This window comes from Desemzia sp. AGC72 (assembly GCF_057334175.1).
On record NZ_JBHFIG010000007.1, the window covers coordinates 38704 to 55727 of the forward strand.

The following is a 17024-nucleotide window of genomic DNA, read 5'->3' on the forward strand; positions in this document are numbered from 1 at the left end:
ATGTCAAATAAGCTGATCATTAAACCTGCATTTATTGGACTGTTTGATTTTCATCTGAATTAAGATTGAATAATACGCATCGCTCCACACCTGTACCTTTCTAAGATTTCACGACTTCATTTTAACAGCTTCTGAATACGGATACAAGATTTTATCCAAAGTAAAATAAATTTTCTTTCATTTTAAAAGCCTTTCACGCTAATGATTCCCTTGGTATGGTGGTTTTTCCTTTGGTAAACTGATACAATAATCATTAAAATGATGCATTATTGCATTTCTAACATTAAGGTGGGACAAACTTGAAAACTCTAGCAAGGCAAAAGGTTTCTCAAAGCAAACGAATCATCATCAAAGTAGGAACAAGTACTTTGATGTACCCGGACGGAAGCGTCAATTTGCAACGAATTGAACGTTTGGCATTTGTACTGACCGATCTGAACAATCGAGGCAAAGAAGTCATCCTTGTCTCTTCCGGAGCTATCGGAGTGGGCATGAACTTAATGAGCCTTTCTCAACGTCCAAAAACGATTCCTGAACAACAAGCTGTAGCTGCTGTAGGTCAAAGTCAATTGATGAATTTGTACAGCAAGTTCTTTTTAAGTTACGGACAAATCATCGGACAAATTTTAATGACTCGCGATATCGTTGATTTTCCAGAAAGCCGTATGAATGCTTCAAACACATTTGAACAGTTGTTAAAAACCGGCGTCATTCCAATCGTAAATGAAAATGACTCTGTTTCAGTCGAAGAATTGGATCATTTAACGAAGTTCGGAGACAACGACCAACTATCCGCAGTCGTAGCAGAGATCACTAATGCTGATTTACTGATTATGTTGACCGATGTCGAGGGCTTTTACGATAAGAACCCGAATACTCATCAAGATGCTGTCTTATTTTCAGAAATCTCAGATATCACAGATCAGCATTATCAACAATCAGGCGGTCAAGGCTCTCGCTTTGGAACAGGTGGTATGATCACTAAATTAAAAGCTGCCGAATACATGATCGATCTTAATTCTCAAATGGTGCTGACAAACGGGAAAGAGCCAGATACGATTTTTGATATCGTAGTAGGGAAAGAAGTCGGCACATTGTTTACTTCAAAAGATCAATAAGAAAGGAAGTTTATTATGGAGAGTGTAACTCAGTTAGGAATAAACGCTAAGCAAGCTGCGCGAAAACTGGCTCAAGCTTCTGCAAAAGAAAAAAAAGCCGCTTTATTTATCATGAGCGAGTTGTTGATTGAAAAGAAAGACATGATCATTGAGGCGAATCAAAAAGACTTGGCTGCTGCTGAAACAAATGGAATCAAGGGGACAATGTTAGATCGTTTGTCACTAGATGAAGATCGCATCTTGGCTATGGCAGCAGGTATCGATCAAGTGGCTGAACTCCCTGATCCTGTAGGGACCATCCATTCTATGCGCACGTTGGACAACGGATTGAAGATAGGCCGTCAAAGCGTTCCTCTTGGAGTGATCGGGATCATTTATGAGTCTCGTCCAAACGTGACTACTGACGCTGGTGTTTTATGTTTCAAATCCGGAAATGCTGTGATTTTGCGTGGCGGAAAAGAAGCCATCCATACAAATAAAGCCATCATTTCTATTCTTCAAGAAGCACTTAGCCAAACTGATTTCCCACAAGAATCGATCCAATTAGTTGAAGACACTTCTAGAGCTTCTTCTGTTGCACTGATGACATTAACAGATTATCTAGACGTCCTGATTCCTAGAGGCGGAGCCGGTCTGATCAAAGCGGTAGTAGAAAACGCTACTGTCCCAGTTATTGAAACAGGTGTCGGAAACTGTCACGTGTATATTGATCAACATGCTCAACTGGACATGGCAAAAGATATTATTGTGAATGCAAAATGTTCTCGTCCTTCTGTGTGTAACGCTGCTGAAACTTTATTGATCCATGAAAAAGTTGCTGCTGAATTCTTACCAGAGATAGAAAAAGCTTTGTCTGAATACGATGTCGAATTGCGTGCCGACGACAAAGCAGCCGCTATTTTATCTTCTTCTGTTCCTGCAACCCAGGAAGATTGGGAAACAGAATTTTTAGATTATATTTTAGCTGTGAAAGTCGTTTCTACCATTGAAGAAGCGATGGAACACATTGATAAATACAGCACCGGTCATTCTGAAGCAATCGTTACAGATGATTATGCTGCCGGTCAACGTTTCCTTCACGAAGTCGATTCTGCTGCTGTTTATATCAACGCTTCTACTCGTTTCACTGATGGTTTTGAATTTGGTTTTGGTGCAGAGATTGGAATCAGTACTCAAAAAATCCATGCTCGCGGACCAATGGGCTTACCGGAATTGACCTCGTATAAAACGATCGTGTATGGGAATGGTCAAATACGATGAACGAAAAAATATCTATTGCTGTTGTGGGCGGCGGAATCGTCGGCTCTACAACAGCTTTTTACCTTAGTCAACAACTCAATTATGAAGTGACTTTATACGATAGCGGAGTAGGTCAAGCAACTTCTGCTGCTGCGGGAATCATTTGCCCTTGGTTGTCTCAGCGCAGAAACAAAAAGTGGTACCAACTAGCGGCTAAAGGAGCAGCTTTTTACCCTGATTTGATCCAAGATCTTGGTGAAGATCCCGATCGGTCTGCTATTTACCGTCAAGTAGGAGCATTAGTCATCAAAAAAACACCTAAGTTGCTGGAAAAATTAGAAAAAATAGCGATTAAACGACGGGAAACGGAACCGGCCATTGGAGAGTTGTCGATTCTATCCCCTAAAGAAGTCAACGAAAAAATGCCGCTTCTTCATGTGTCAGAGTCTGCTCTATTCGCTTCAGGAGGAGCTAAAGTAGATGGTGCTTTGCTGACAGAAAAAATGAAAGAACAAGCTGGAAAAAACGGGGCTAATATTGTAACCGACTCTGTTGAACTTTCGATTCAACCTGCGCAACAGCAGCCATATATATTGACCACTTCATCTGGTCAGAAATCGTTTGATAAAGTTGTTTTAGCTGTCGGTGCCTGGCTTCCTGCGTTATTAAACCCATTAGGCTATGAAGTTGACATCCGTCCACAAAAAGGACAGCTGGTCGAACTAAGAGTAAATGCCGAGACAGATAACTGGCCAGTAGTGATGCCAGATGGTGAAAAAGATATCATCCCATTTGCAAATGGAAAAGTGATTGTAGGGGCAACTCACGAAAACGATCAAGGTTATGATTTAGAACCTACCAAACGGTATTTGCGAGTGATGCTGGATGAAGCAATTGAACTAGCTCCGGATCTTGCTGAAGCGGAGATCAAAGGTATACGAGTAGGAACAAGAGCTTACACGTCTGATTTTGCTCCATTTTTCGGTGAAGTTCCTGATGCTCCCGGTCTTTATGCTGCTAGTGGTCTTGGTTCGTCAGGGCTTACTTCCGGACCAATGATCGCTCGTATCCTCACACAACTGATCAATGGTGAAGCTCCAGATCTTTTACCAAGCGACTATCCTATTGAAAATTACATCTCAAAACAATAAAAAACTCGAGACCTGATTTATGATCAGGTCTCGAATTTTTATTGAACTTCTTCACCATTTACTACTAGAAAATTATTGTTGACGGACGCATCAATAACTGACTGCTTTTTAATGTAATCTGCAATCAGTTCACTCATATCCTTTGTCACTTCTCGAATAATTTTAGAGGCATCGAACATAGAATAATCTCCACCTCCGATGGCTCTGTACTGATTCGTGACAACTTCCAGCCGATCTTCATCTTGGATAGGACGACCGTCTTTTTCAAATCGAACAATGCGTTCGCCGATCGGTTTACTGACATCTATTGTGTAATCGATCCCTTCATACATATCGTAATTGTAATATTGAGGTTTAGGATGCACATATACCCAATTTAGGCCTATAGATCCATCACGTTCAAGAGCAAAATAACCAGCAGCTTTTTCTAAAGCTGCTTTCAGTTCAGCACCTGTCAAATCTAATACAGCTAAAGTATTTGGATAAATATAATTGGTGACGATGTCCCTCATGGTAATCGTTTGTTGAAACCCAGTTCCTGCATTGGTGAGGAGCGATGTTCCAGAAATTGTTGCACCCGTAGCTTCCATTTGTACTTTGTGGATCAATTCAATGTATGGGTGTTCTTTTAAACGCACCGTATGAGCATCTTCTATCTTCATATTTCCAGCTACTGTGCCTAGTGGTTCATCCAGCCACTCTTCTACCTCATCATGCAGCGATTGGAACTTTTGTGTCAGCTCGGCATCACTTTTCTTTCCTTCCACTGAAATCAGCGTCGGTTTTACAGAATTGACTTTTAATTTAGAACCCGCCCGTTCAAACTCCACTACTACTTTGCCTACAAAACTTCCTTTATCCCCCGGTTGGACAATAGCTACCCCATTGACCACTTCAGCTATTTTGCGGTGCTGATGGCCTGTTAACAGAACATCTATCCCTTCCACTTCGTAGAGCAGCTCACACCCCTCGTTTTCTCCAGTCAACAGTTCAGTAGGCTCGCCTGTTTTCAGATCTCTTTCAAAACTGCCGTGATAACTGACAACTACGACATCTGCTTCAGCTCTTAATTTAGGAATGATTTCTTTCGCACATTCTACAGCCGATTGAAAATGGAGCCCTGCATAATTGTCCGGATGCTCCCAATGAGGAATGTATTGTGTTGTCAGACCTAGAAAACCGATTTTTATTCCTTCTTTTTCGATAATTTGATACCCTTGACCAAATGCTGATTTTCCTTCTTCATTCAAAATATTGGCCGATAAAACAGGAAACTGACTAGCTGAAACAGCTTTTTTTAAATACTCCAGTCCATAATTCAAACTGTGGTTCCCGATAACCCCTACATCGTAGTGCATCTCATTCAGTACTTGAATCAATTCACTTGGGTCTTGTCGCTGCTTTGCCAAATAATAACTGAGCGGAGAACCTTGTATGTAATCTCCATTTTCTACGGCAAGAACAGGTCCTTTTGCATTTAGACGTTCTTCTTTAAAAATACTTGCTGCTTTCAAAATACCGAATGGTTCATCCCTATTTCTTTTCTGGTAATTAGTCGAAAATAAATAACCGTGCAAGTCGCTTGTCTCGAGTATTGTCAGTTCCATAAGCGTCATCTCCATCATTTGATGCTTCTCATTTTAGCATATAAAATACCGACCTAGAAAATAGATTTCTCGGTCGGTATGTTTTGAATATAAACAAGGCTAAACACATTTTGTAGAGCTCTCTGTTTTTTATTTAATTATTTTATTGTGGAGCTACAACTTCGTATTCCCCAGTAACAGGATTCATTCTCTTAACTTGATCTTCTGAAAGACTGTATTCAAACATTCCGATCATATTAGAAATATCTATCCCATCTACTTCATGAGAATGACGGATTTCTACTTGATAAGTATCTTCGCCTATTTTAGAAGTGAAAAATTGGTTTTCTGAAGGAGAAATTCCAGTTTGAGCAATGACTTGATCTAACACATAATTTTCTTCTTCCTCAGCTGTCATTTCTGATTCAGAAGCTGTTGACTCGCTTTCTTCGGTAACTGTTTCAGTTTGTTTAGTTTCTTCTTTTTCTGTTAACCATGATGCTAGTTCTTCGTCAGAAACAGTCGCAATATCTTTGCCTGTTTCATCGGAATATTCTTGACTGACTAAAACAGAATTCCGTTCATCTTTGTACTCTGAATCTTCGACTACTTCATTGACCGGTTCTTCCTTAGCTGTTTCTACTTGTGCAGCAGTGATTTTTTCTTTCAGTTCTAAAGCTTTCGTTTCCAACTCTCCATATTCAGAAAGATCGTTTTGCAATAACAGTTCTAATGTACCGCCTGCTTCGCTGTATTTGCCTGATTCATATAAAACTAGACTTTCGTCATACATATTTTGGTAAACACTTTCGCTTTGCGTAGTTTCTACACTAGATTCTATTTCTTGCGAATTGGATGTTGCTGCACTGTTCTCCCCATTTCCACAAGCTCCGATAACCAATGTACTTAGTAACAGAATGGCTGACGTTACTTTTTTGTTTTTCATGTCATTCCTCCCTTTCTTTTTTGAGCTGATTTTTATACTCTCTATTACATCAGCTTTAAGGAAGCAATCATTTGGATAAGAACTACCTTCCTTGAATCAATTATATAAAGAATACACAGAAAATACTATCAAAATAATATTATTCTAACCGGTCATTCCTTTTCAATTTTCCCTATAGCCTCTATACTGGTAAATGGAGGTGAAAAAATGAAACAATTTATTCAAGAATTTAAAAATTTTGCTTTTAGAGGCAACGTTCTAGACCTGGCTATCGGGGTCGTTATCGGTTCAGCATTTACAGGTATCGTTACTTCGCTGGTAGAAAACATCATTAACCCTGTCGTAGGTGCTCTTACAGGAGGAACTGATTTAGCTGGTCTTTCTTTAACAATTGCAGGAGCAGAATTAATGTATGGTGCTTTTATCAGCTCCATCATTGATTTTCTAATTATTGCACTTGTCATTTTTGTATTTATAAAACTCATCAACAATGCACAAATGAAATTCAACAAGAAAGTAGAAGAAGAAACTGCTGAAGTCGAATTGCCGCTGACAGAACAATACTTAAAAGAAATCCGTGATTTATTAGCAGACAAAAAAGATCCAACCATTTAATGAGAAAAATAAAGAGACAAAACAATGCCGGATGAGAAGTCTATTCTCATTCGGCATTGTTTTGTTTACTGGAACAGGTTTAAAAGCGTTTTGTCCCGCTCCTTTTATTATCCTTCGTACGTTGCGTATAAAACAGCTTTTAATTCTGAGATCAGCGGTTCTTTTGGATTAGCTGTTGTACATTGATCTTCAAAAGCCAATTCTGCCAATCTATCTGCTGCTTGATCTAATTGCTCTTTCGTAACACCTTGTGCTTTCATGCTCATTTCAATATTCAGTTTTTCACCTAATTGGTAAATGTTTTGCACTAATGCTTCTACCAGTTCTTCAGTTGTTGAACCTTTTAATCCAAGATATCTAGCTATCTCAGCATAATCTTCGTCTGCTCTGAAGTATTCATATTTTGGAAAAATTTGATGCTTCGTTGGAGCTGATGCATTGTAGCGAATCACATGTGGCATAAGAATCGCATTTGCTCTGCCGTGTGGTATTTCGAATTCAGCACCAATTTTATGAGCTAATGAATGATTGATCCCCAAGAATGCATTTGCAAATGCCATACCAGCTAAAGTAGAAGCATTATGCATTTTTTCTCTTGCTTCTTCTGTACCATAAGCATACGATTCTTCCAAGTATTCAAAGACCAATTTGATTGCTTGCAAGCTCAGACCTTTTGTAAAATCACTTGCCATAACAGATACGTAAGACTCTATTGCGTGTGTCAACACATCCATACCTGTATCAGCTGTGATCGATTTTGGCACAGTCATGACAAATTGGGAATCGATAATTGCTACATCAGGTGTCAAAGCATAGTCTGCTAATGGGTATTTCACATTGATGGCATTATCTGTAATAACCGTAAACGGTGTTACTTCTGATCCCGTACCAGATGTTGTCGGTATCGCAACAAAGGTCGTTTTCTTTAAGTCTGGTATCTTGTACGTTCTCTTACGGATATCCATAAATTTTTGTTTTGCTCCGCTAAAGCTAGATTCTGGTTGCTCGTAGAACAGCCACATTCCTTTAGCAGCATCCATTGCTGAACCGCCTCCTAAAGCAATGATCGTGTCTGGCTGAAATTCTTTCATTGCTGCTGTACCGCGTTCAACCGTTTCAATAGAAGGGTTCGGTTCAACATCTGAAAAAATACGTATAGCTACTGGATCTTGGCGTTTGTTCAATTCATTTTCCACAATATCTGCATATCCGAATTCAACCATTCCTGGATCACACACAATAAAAGCGCGTTTAACATTCGGCATTTTCTGCAAGTACTGAACAGAATTTTTTTCGAAGTAGATTTTTGGCGGCAATTTAAACCATTGCATATTGTTTCTCCTTTTAGCTACTGTTTTCAAATTGATCAAATTAACCGCTGAAACGTTTGTAGAAACTGAGTTACGACCGTAACTTCCGCAACCAAGAGTTAATGATGGAAGCATATTATTGTAAATATCTCCGATCCCGCCTTGAGCAGTTGGCGAATTGACGATGATACGGCCAGCTTTCATTTTTTCACCAAATTCTGCTGCAAGATCCATTCGTTTTGTATGAATAGCAGCAGAGTGACCTAATCCGCCAAGTTCCAACATTTTTTGGCACAATTCAAATCCATGTTCAGTATTTTCTACTTTTAACATAGCTAACACAGGAGACAATTTTTCTCTGGATAAAGGATAGTCGCTTCCTACACCTTCCAACTCCGCCATCAGTATTTTTGTTCCCTTCGGAGCCTTGATTCCTGCAAGCTGCGCGATTGTGTCTGCAGACTGCCCGACAATAGCAGGATTAACTGCCGTTTTGTCCATTGTCATAACTGCATCTTCCAATAACGGCAACTCTTTTTTAGAAACAAAGTAAACACCTTGACGTTCAAATTCAGAACGGACTTCTGAATAGATTTCTTGGTCTACAATGACTGCCTGTTCAGAAGCACAAATCATTCCATTATCAAAGGTTTTAGAAACAATAACATCATTTACAGCACGTTTGATTTTTGCTGTCTTTTCAATATAACTTGGTACATTTCCTGGTCCTACCCCAAGAGCCGGTTTACCTGTTGAATATGCTGCTTTAACCATTCCTGAACCACCTGTAGCTAATACAACAGCAATGTCCGGATGGTTCATTAACCCGTTAGTCGCTTCTAAAGATGGCGTTTCGATCCATTGAATAACATTACTCGGTGCGCCTGCCTTTACTGCAGCTTCATACAATACTTTGGCTGCTTCAGCAGATGATCTTTGCGCACTTGGATGGAATGCGAAAATGATTGGATTTCTTGTTTTAACCGCGATCAGCGCTTTAAACATCGTAGTTGAAGTTGGGTTTGTCACCGGAGTCACTCCGCAAACTACTCCGACTGGACTAGCAATCGTCATTACACCTGCTTGTTCATCATCTTGAATAACCCCTACTGTTTTATCGTTTTTAATGTCATGCCAGATAGATTCTGTTGCAAACATATTTTTTACACATTTGTCTTCGTAAATTCCTCGTTTTGTTTCTTCCACAGCCATTTTTGCTAACCGCATATGGTCATTCAATCCAGCTAATGCCATTTGATGCACGATATGATCGATTTGTTCTTGGTTGAAATCTTCTAATTCAACCAAAGCTCGCTTCGCTTTATTGGTATACTTCTGAATCATTTCTTCTACAGTGACTTCTGACTTTTTCATTTCTTTTACAACTTCTTTTAACATTACTTTCCCTCCATTACTTGTTATGTTTTTCACATATGATTATAGCTTGGAAAAAATAAAAAGTAAAGTGTTTTTGTGATTAAATTCACTTGTTTCTGTATCACAAATCCGTTCTTCCTGTTTCAATTCATCTAATCTATTTCATTAAAAAAGGAAGATATCAGTTATATTTAATGTGTTATACACACTTGAATGTTCAAAAAACAGTTCACAACATTGTTACATTATGAGCATATTTTTTTTTACTTTTTCGTCATGAATTTATTGAGAATACCAAAACAGGTATGAGCCTTAAAAAAGACTCATACCTGTTTTCTTTACTAATCTATTTCATGATAAGCAGCATAAACTTCTTGTTTTTTCAGTTCACGTATTTTTGCTACTTCTTTAATCGCTTCTTTACTGCGCAAGTTATGTTCTTCCATCATCAGTTGAACGTGTTCTTGTATCGTTAACGTGTTCCAGCTCATATCTTCTTCAGGGAATAAAGAACCTTCACTATTACCTTCTACAATCAAACAAAACTCTCCTCGAATTTCTGAGGTCTGGGCCCATTCTTGGACTTCACTCAGGGTTCCGCGGATGAATTCCTCATAACGTTTCGTCAGTTCGCGACACAAAACGATTTTCCTCGTATCGCCTAATACGGTTCCCATATTTTTCAATACCTCTTTTAAGCGATGCGGCGACTCATATAAAATAACCGTCTCTGGGCGCTGGTTCAATTCTTCCAATGCTTCGATCTGGTCTTTCTTTTTACGCGGCAAAAATCCATAAAAATAAAAAGGCTGCGGACTAAGTCCGGAGGCAATCAACGCTGTAAGAGCTGCATTAGCTCCTGGAAGCGGCACGACTGAGATTCTCGATTCAATACAAGCTACTACTAAATCATGGCCTGGATCGCTGATAGAAGGCATTCCGGCATCACTCACTTGAGCAATATCTGATCCTGCTTTTAAGCGTTCGATCAATTGCCCGATTCTTTCTTGAGAATTGTGCTCATGGAAACTGATTTGACTCGTCTTGATTTCAAAATGATTCAATAATTTCTGTGTATTGCGCGTATCTTCCGAGGCAATGAGATCTACCTCATTCAAGATTCGAATCGCACGGAAAGTCATATCTTCTAAATTTCCGATTGGAGTCGGTACAAGATACAATGTTCCTGTGGACTGAGCCTCAAAACTCTTTTGCTGAAACATGTGCAGTTTCCTCCTTAATTTCTACCATTTCCAAGTTCACCACGCATGGCTGCCGGGTATCAAAAGGAAACTTTACCCCTCGCTGCATGAGATAGTTTTCTTTCTTTTTACGGGTTTGCTTCTTAAATGCATATTCTGCTTTTGTGGCTTCACTTCTAGTGAGAAAACCTTCAGCATAAATCATTTTTGCTGGACGTCTATTGGTCGGCTTCGTGTATTTGGCGCCCGTTCCGGCATTGTGTTCAGCTTCTCGTCGCTCTAAATCGGTTGTATAACCGCCATAGAAGGTTCCATCCGCACAAAACAATACATAAAAGTAGCTAATCACTTTCTTTTCCAAATAACATAGCACTCACTTCCGGCAAGTATTCATTCTCTTCATTGTATACGATCAAAGGGGGCAGCACCCGGAATCCAGTATCTTTCCCATCTTTGATTCCTTCAATCAAAATCGTATTGGCTTCTTTCCCAATTTTAGGGTACACAAACCGTAGTTTTTTTGGTGCTAACCGATGAGCTTTCATAGTTTCCAAAATCTCCAGCAACCGATCCGGACGATGGACAAAGTAAGCTTTGCCATTCATTTTCAGCAATCCACTGGTCACTTCCATCACTTCTTCCAAGTTCGTGTGCAGCTCATGACGGGCGATCGCTAAATGTTGATTTGGATTGCGCGTGCTTCTTTCATTAGCCGCAAAATAAGGAGGATTGCACGTCACCACATCCACCGTATCTTTGGGTATCCAATTAGATACATCACCAATAGCTCCTTTGATCACCGAAACTTGGTCTTGCAGATTGTTCATGCGAATACTACGCTCCGCCATATTAGCCAATCGCTCTTGCAATTCGATCCCAATCACCGGGCTCTTTGTTTTTTGACTAAGGATTAAACCAATAACGCCATTTCCTGCACATAAATCTACTACTTTCCCTTTGTGATGCTTAGGGACTTGAGCAAAATCTGCTAGTAAAATCGCATCAAGTGAAAATGAAAACACTGATGGACTTTGGATAATACTTAAATCATGGCTGATCAATCGGTCGAGTCTTTCGTCGTTTTGTAATAACTGATCCATTTTTACACTTCCTCCATACACTATACCTTTTTATTATAGCATAATGAGGGTATTGCTTTTGACAGAAGTTTTAGCTTCACAGCGTTATTTATCTAAAGACAAAATGATTTTTCCGATATTTTTATTGGACTCCATATAACGGTGTGCTTCTTGTACTTCTTCAAACGGAAACACACGATCTATGATTGGATGGATTTTCTTATTTTTGAAATGAGGCAGTGCATCTTTTATAAAATCCGCGGTCAATTCCGCTTTGTATTCATCACTTCTGGCAGTCAGCAATGTTCCTTTAAGAGTGATTCTTTTTCCCATCAATTCCCACAAATTCATTTCTTTTATCACTGCTCCGCCTAATGTTCCAATAACGATCCAACGACCATCCACTTTGATCGACCGGAAGTTTTTCTCCCAGTAAGAAGCCCCTACAAAGTCTAAGATCAAATCGACTCCTCTGCCTTGAGTCAATTCTTCAACGCGTTCAGAAAAATCTTCTGTTTTATAATTGATCGCTGCATCTACACCTAAGCTCTTGCAAAAATCCAATTTTTCTTGTGACCCTGCAGTAGTGATTACCGTTGCTTTTGTCAAAACTTTTGCCAGTTGAATAGCAGCCGTCCCTACTCCGCTCCCGCCAGCATGGATCAGCACCATTTCGCCTTCTTTTAAATCACCCAGCCAGTACAATGTTTGATACGCCGTCAAGAACACTTCTGGGATAGCCGTTCCTTCTTCAAATGAAAACTCATCTGGCAATACAATAGCTCTTTCCACAGGTATCGTCACGTACTCTGCATAACTTCCGTCATTGACTAAACTGGCTACACGAGTTCCCGGAGCAAAATCAGGATTTCCGCTATTATTTTCTTCCACTACACCAGCCATTTCGACACCTAAGATAGGGTAAGGAGGCTGCAGCTGTTTGCTTTCCCGTTTCAAGATATCCGTTCTGTTGATAGCACTTGCTGCCACTTTTACCAATAGCTCTCCCTCATGAGCAACAGGTTTTTCACGCTCTTCAATCACTAATTTCTCTGCACTTCCTGGTTGTTTGATACTAACAGCTTTCATTTTATCTCACCTTTCTGATTCCTTTTGTTTATTTACTATAACACGCCATTTTTTAGATATCTATTTTTCAAAACCCGCTTAAATTTCAGTTATCAGCCATGAGTAGCTTAAACTGAGGCCTCATGGCTGATAACTGATTCATTTCGGCCATGAGAGCGAGCGACAAACTCTTCATGGCCGAAAAGGCAATAGCGAATGGCCATGAGCACCAATTTATAACAGCTCAAGGCTGATGACCGTTCCGTCCCAGCTCGCGTTCATTTAATCAATAAAAAATACCCCTTCATTACCAATCGCTAGACCGGTATTGACTGAGTATTCTTGTACGTTTTCCTTTAGCGACGCTCACCATAAATAACATTCAAACAAAACGCGCAAGATTCATCATTAACTCTTCTTGAGCCATAGAATACATTGCACACATGGAATCCATCTTCATAGATTTTTTCCAAATTCAATCGGGATTTCGACATTTCTGTTCCGCTTGCTTCTTTATTTGCGTCTTCTTGTTGTTTTTCCAAATCTGTCAGACGGTCTCTTAAATGTTGATTCTCAATTCTCAATGATGCATTTTCTTCAACAAGTGCTTCGACTTCATCTTTTAATTCTGAAATTCGATTCAATGTTTCGCCTGCATCATTTTCCAAACGATTAAAACTATCAAACAATGCTTTTTTATCCATTTTCTCACCCACGCTTATCATTGATCTCCTTTCAAAATAAGTTATTTTCTTGATAAAAGGGTTCTTTCGTCCGTCAAACGAATAGCTAATTGTTCAAATACACCTTGCGCATTGACATTACTCTCTAATTTCTTTTGACTGGCTAAGATTTCTTCCAACGATGAAACCATGATTCTTGAAGATTTGTCTTCTACAAATCTTATCAATTCCTGGCGATACCGAGGTAAAGCTAACTGCTCTGAGTTTGCATCAAAAGCCAGTTTTAAAGCATCACGGTAAATAATCAATAACAATTCTAAAGCCATTTGATAATGACTGCGTTCTTTAAAATGACTCATTATAGATGTTTGGACAAACACAAAACTTTGTTTGTCTTTTTTAGCTATTTTCATAAACCATTTCCAAATCAATTGATGAGCATCTATAAACCACTCATCTTGACTCATTTCCACAGCTTTTGTTACATCATTAGTCAAATGGACCAATAACGCTGCTTGATTTTGCGTAACTCCATTGTTCTCTAATTCTTCTTGCAGTACCGGCTTTGGAAGAGGTGAAAAATGAATCAGCTGACATCTGGATAAGATAGTAGGCAAAACGCGATTTTTAGCGGTTGTTAACAGAAAAGCTGTCACGTTTCCATTGGGCTCTTCCAGAAATTTCAATAGACTGTTCGCTGCTCCAGCTGTCATTTTTTCGACATCTGTTACAATGAACACTTTTTTATTCCCTTCCACTCCACGTTTGCCGAATTCAGACTTTAAGTAGCGTATTTGTTCCACTTTAATCGACAGCCCGCTCGGTTCCACTTCCACAACATCAGGGTGATGACCTTCCAATATTCTGGTACAATTTTGGCAAGTCGTACAGGACAGACCTTCCTTTTTGTTTTCACAAAAGATACCTGCTGCCACCCATAAAGCCAATTCCTTCTTACCAGTCCCTCGTGCGCCTTCAAATAGATAAGCGTGAGCTAACTTATTGTGTTGCATATTTTTTTGAAATTGCTGTATTAATACAGGCTGAAGCCGATTTATTCTATTTTTGATTGGATTTCACGACCTTGCTGTACTGAAATTTTTATTCATTATTTATATTTACTTCATCTTTAGAAACGTTCAAATTGATCGACAGGCATAACGAAAACTGTAGCGCCTCCGACTTCAACTTCAACAGGGTAAGGGAAACTTGTTTCTAAAGAAACATCAAAACTAGTTGGAGGAAGCATGTATTGTTCTCTTGCAGAACAATTTTCGCGAATAACATCCAACACTTCATCCACTCGCTCTTCTTCTACCCCTACGATAAAAGTCGTATTTCCTGCTTTTAAAAATCCACCTGTAGTAGACAATTTCGTAGCACGAATACCTCTTTCAACGAACTCGTTTGATAACCGGTTTCCATCTTTGTCTTGAACAATAGCTAATATCAGTTTCATCTTTAACACCCTCCTGGTCCACTTACGTTCTGTTTTTCAACTTTTCTATTATCACTTTATAACACTCATCCACTACTATATCCAGCTCTTGAGCAGCATCAATCAGTGTGATGCGTTCAGCATGTTCGTCCGCTAATTTCAAATAAGCCTCCCGTACTTTTTCATGAAACTCCAACTTTTCTTGATCTAAACGGTCAAATTGGCGGTCAGCTTTCCCTTTGTGGATTCGTTCCAAGCCCACGCTTGCTTCAATATCCAAGTAAAGTGTAAAATCTGGTTCAATATCATTTGTCGCAAAACGATTGATAGAAGCAACTTCTTCCATTCCAATTCCACGAGCATGACCTTGATAAGCCAAAGAGCTGTCTACGAACCGATCGCATAAAACGATTTCACCACGTTTTAAGGCAGGCAAGATTTTTTCCATTAAATGTTGTCTTCTGCCCGCTGCATATAGCAATGCTTCAGTGCGTATATCCATTTCTGTATGTTCAGGGTCCAGAATCAGTTCGCGAATTTTTTCAGCAATTCGACTGCCACCAGGTTCTCTTGTGGATACAATGCGTTCTCCCAAAGCTTGTTCTAATTTTGGAAGCAGCTTTTTTATGACACTCGTTTTTCCGGCCCCATCTGGACCTTCAATAGTTATAAAAATTCCCTTCACCTTCAAAAACCCCTTAATCTTTTATCTTATTTATCATTATACTGTATCTCAACGATTCAGTCTAATTGATTTCCTGCAAGTTTGAAAAAAAATCCATCTCCAGTTGATTATTCAAACCAACTACACGCATGTTTTGTTCAAGATAAAATGTCAGCTGTTCGATGGCTTCTGTTGTAACTGCTTCTCCTTTTAAAATTAAAGGTACTCCAGGAGGGTACGGGACGATATTTCTAGCAGCAATTTCACCTGCTGCTTTGTCTAACTTGATTTTTTTGATCGGCAACTGCTGCTGTTGTTCATAGGAAATCGCCAATTCTGAAAGCATCGGAAACTTGTCCATATTGAATTGAACCGAATGTTTATTCAAAACATCCGGAAAAGATTCTGGTAGTTTTACTGCTTCCACTTTTTCTAATGATCTGTCGTCTTTTTTCAATAAAGGAAAAGTCAGCAAAACACTCTCTTCATCGTTTTTTTCTGAAAACAGCCCTTGTTCTTCCAATGCCTTAAGCAATTGACTGCCGCTTTTTCCTGGCCAGTACAATCTAACTTTTAGCGGATCATCACTTTGCAAATACATCAATCCTGAGTTTTTAAAAATTTTTATCCAATGATTTCGATAACCGAGTGTAGTATTCAGGTCTTCTTCATTGAATTGCGCTGCAAAGAAGCGGGCGTATTCTAGACTCTGCATCAGCACATAAGAAGGACTGCTTGACTGCAGCATATGCAGATACTGCTCGACTTTTCGTTGTATTGCTTCTGAAACTCTGGGATGAATATGTAAGTAGCCTGTTTGTGTCATAGCCGGCAACATTTTATGGGCCGACTGCACCACAATATCTGCTCCTAAACTAAGGGCTTGTTTTGGAAATGGATTTCCCAATACAAAGTGTGCACCGTGCGCCTCATCTACTAAAACAGCAGCTCCTTTTTGATGAACATACTCCGTGATTTTGTCTAATGAAAATACTTGCCCATTGTAAGATGGATAGGTTAAGATGACAGCTTTTATATCCGGGTACATTTTAAATGCCGCTTGTACGTTTTCCAACGATACTCCGACTGCTTCTCTTATTTCCATTTGATAAGCTGGCGTTACAAATATTGGTCGGACACCTGCCAACTCTAAAGCATGGATGATTGACTGGTGACACGTTCTATCCACCAATACCCAATCTCCTTTAGACGTAGCTCCCATGACCATAGATAAATTCCCAACAGTTGAGCCGTTGATAAGATAATAACTTTTTTTGCTGCTGTAAAAGCTGCTTAATAACTCTTGGCTTTCTTTCAATACATCCTCTGGTTCGTGCAAATAATCCAATCCTGTCACTTCCGTTTGGTCGAATGGCAACATTTGCCTCATAGCCGAATCAAGCGGCCAATTCATACCGTTTTTATGTCCTGGAACATGAAAAGACACTTTTTCTTTTTCTACATGATCATTGAGTGCACAAAAAAGAGGACGGCGTTGTTGTTGAACATTCTTACTTCGTTTCACAACTTTCACCATCCTTAGTTAGT

The 17024-nt window shown here is 39.4% G+C and carries 15 protein-coding genes and 1 pseudogene; 4 read left to right on the plus strand and 12 right to left on the minus strand.

Features of this window, described 5'->3' with window-relative positions; translation table 11 throughout:
- The first annotated feature begins 299 nt into the window (after positions 1-299).
- From proB to ACE025_RS04780, 3 genes are read left to right on the plus strand one after another with little or no spacing between them, the layout of a single operon-like run.
- Positions 300-1118, plus strand: a complete 819-nt coding sequence (proB, locus tag ACE025_RS04770; RefSeq protein ID WP_485937997.1) for a glutamate 5-kinase — start codon at positions 300-302, stop codon at positions 1116-1118.
- A 15-nt stretch (positions 1119-1133) separates the two neighbouring features.
- Positions 1134-2378 carry a glutamate-5-semialdehyde dehydrogenase gene (locus ACE025_RS04775; RefSeq protein ID WP_485937999.1) on the plus strand — a complete coding sequence of 415 codons (1245 nt, stop codon included), beginning with the start codon at positions 1134-1136 and terminating at the stop codon, positions 2376-2378.
- On the plus strand, positions 2375-3508 hold the full coding sequence (locus ACE025_RS04780; RefSeq protein ID WP_485938001.1) for an NAD(P)/FAD-dependent oxidoreductase: 1134 nt from the start codon (positions 2375-2377) through the stop codon (positions 3506-3508). Before ACE025_RS04775 ends, ACE025_RS04780 begins: the two co-directional genes overlap by 4 nt.
- 38 nt (positions 3509-3546) lie before the next feature.
- On the opposite strand, the gene ACE025_RS04785 is transcribed toward ACE025_RS04780, so the two are convergent.
- Positions 3547-5115: a bifunctional metallophosphatase/5'-nucleotidase gene (locus tag ACE025_RS04785; protein ID WP_485938003.1), complete on the minus strand. Its 1569-nt coding sequence runs from the start codon at positions 5113-5115 to the stop codon at positions 3547-3549.
- A gap of 142 nt (positions 5116-5257) precedes the next feature.
- On the minus strand, positions 5258-6040 hold the full coding sequence (locus ACE025_RS04790) for a hypothetical protein (RefSeq protein ID WP_485938005.1): 783 nt from the start codon (positions 6038-6040) through the stop codon (positions 5258-5260).
- Positions 6041-6247: 207 nt separating this feature from the next.
- On the opposite strand from ACE025_RS04790, the gene mscL reads away from it, so the two are divergent.
- The gene (gene mscL / locus ACE025_RS04795) at positions 6248-6655 is read left to right on the plus strand and encodes a large conductance mechanosensitive channel protein MscL (RefSeq protein ID WP_485938007.1); all 408 of its coding nucleotides are present in this window, start codon (positions 6248-6250) and stop codon (positions 6653-6655) included.
- A 107-nt stretch (positions 6656-6762) separates the two neighbouring features.
- Here mscL and adhE read toward each other — a convergent pair whose 3' ends face one another.
- The 10 genes and pseudogenes from adhE to ACE025_RS04845 form a co-directional block, all read right to left on the minus strand.
- Complete coding sequence (gene adhE / locus ACE025_RS04800) at positions 6763-9363, minus strand: bifunctional acetaldehyde-CoA/alcohol dehydrogenase (RefSeq protein WP_485938009.1); 2601 nt, start codon at positions 9361-9363, stop codon at positions 6763-6765.
- 320 nt (positions 9364-9683) lie between these two features.
- Positions 9684-10565 (minus strand): 16S rRNA (cytidine(1402)-2'-O)-methyltransferase, encoded by an 882-nt coding sequence (gene rsmI, locus ACE025_RS04805; protein WP_485938010.1) that lies wholly within the window; start codon positions 10563-10565, stop codon positions 9684-9686.
- Positions 10566-10653: 88 nt separating this feature from the next.
- A pseudogene (locus tag ACE025_RS04810) lies at positions 10654-10905 on the minus strand (GIY-YIG nuclease family protein); the annotation flags it as partial.
- Positions 10886-11644 carry a tRNA1(Val) (adenine(37)-N6)-methyltransferase gene (locus tag ACE025_RS04815; RefSeq protein WP_485938012.1) on the minus strand — a complete coding sequence of 253 codons (759 nt, stop codon included), beginning with the start codon at positions 11642-11644 and terminating at the stop codon, positions 10886-10888. The pseudogene ACE025_RS04810 and the gene ACE025_RS04815, both read right to left, overlap by 20 nt.
- A gap of 84 nt (positions 11645-11728) precedes the next feature.
- A complete protein-coding gene (locus ACE025_RS04820; protein ID WP_485938014.1) occupies positions 11729-12712 on the minus strand; it encodes an NAD(P)H-quinone oxidoreductase in 984 nt (327 codons plus the stop codon).
- Between the two features lie 335 nt (positions 12713-13047).
- The gene (locus ACE025_RS04825) at positions 13048-13395 is read right to left on the minus strand and encodes a DNA replication initiation control protein YabA (RefSeq protein ID WP_092481133.1); all 348 of its coding nucleotides are present in this window, start codon (positions 13393-13395) and stop codon (positions 13048-13050) included.
- Between the two features lie 41 nt (positions 13396-13436).
- Positions 13437-14444: a DNA polymerase III subunit delta' gene (gene holB / locus ACE025_RS04830; protein ID WP_485938093.1), complete on the minus strand. Its 1008-nt coding sequence runs from the start codon at positions 14442-14444 to the stop codon at positions 13437-13439.
- Positions 14445-14503: 59 nt separating this feature from the next.
- The gene (locus tag ACE025_RS04835; RefSeq protein ID WP_485938016.1) at positions 14504-14833 is read right to left on the minus strand and encodes a cyclic-di-AMP receptor; all 330 of its coding nucleotides are present in this window, start codon (positions 14831-14833) and stop codon (positions 14504-14506) included.
- A 22-nt stretch (positions 14834-14855) separates the two neighbouring features.
- Positions 14856-15497 carry a dTMP kinase gene (tmk, locus tag ACE025_RS04840; protein WP_485938018.1) on the minus strand — a complete coding sequence of 214 codons (642 nt, stop codon included), beginning with the start codon at positions 15495-15497 and terminating at the stop codon, positions 14856-14858.
- A gap of 61 nt (positions 15498-15558) precedes the next feature.
- The gene (locus tag ACE025_RS04845) at positions 15559-17001 is read right to left on the minus strand and encodes an aminotransferase class I/II-fold pyridoxal phosphate-dependent enzyme (RefSeq protein ID WP_485938020.1); all 1443 of its coding nucleotides are present in this window, start codon (positions 16999-17001) and stop codon (positions 15559-15561) included.
- Between the last annotated feature and the right edge of the window lie 23 nt (positions 17002-17024).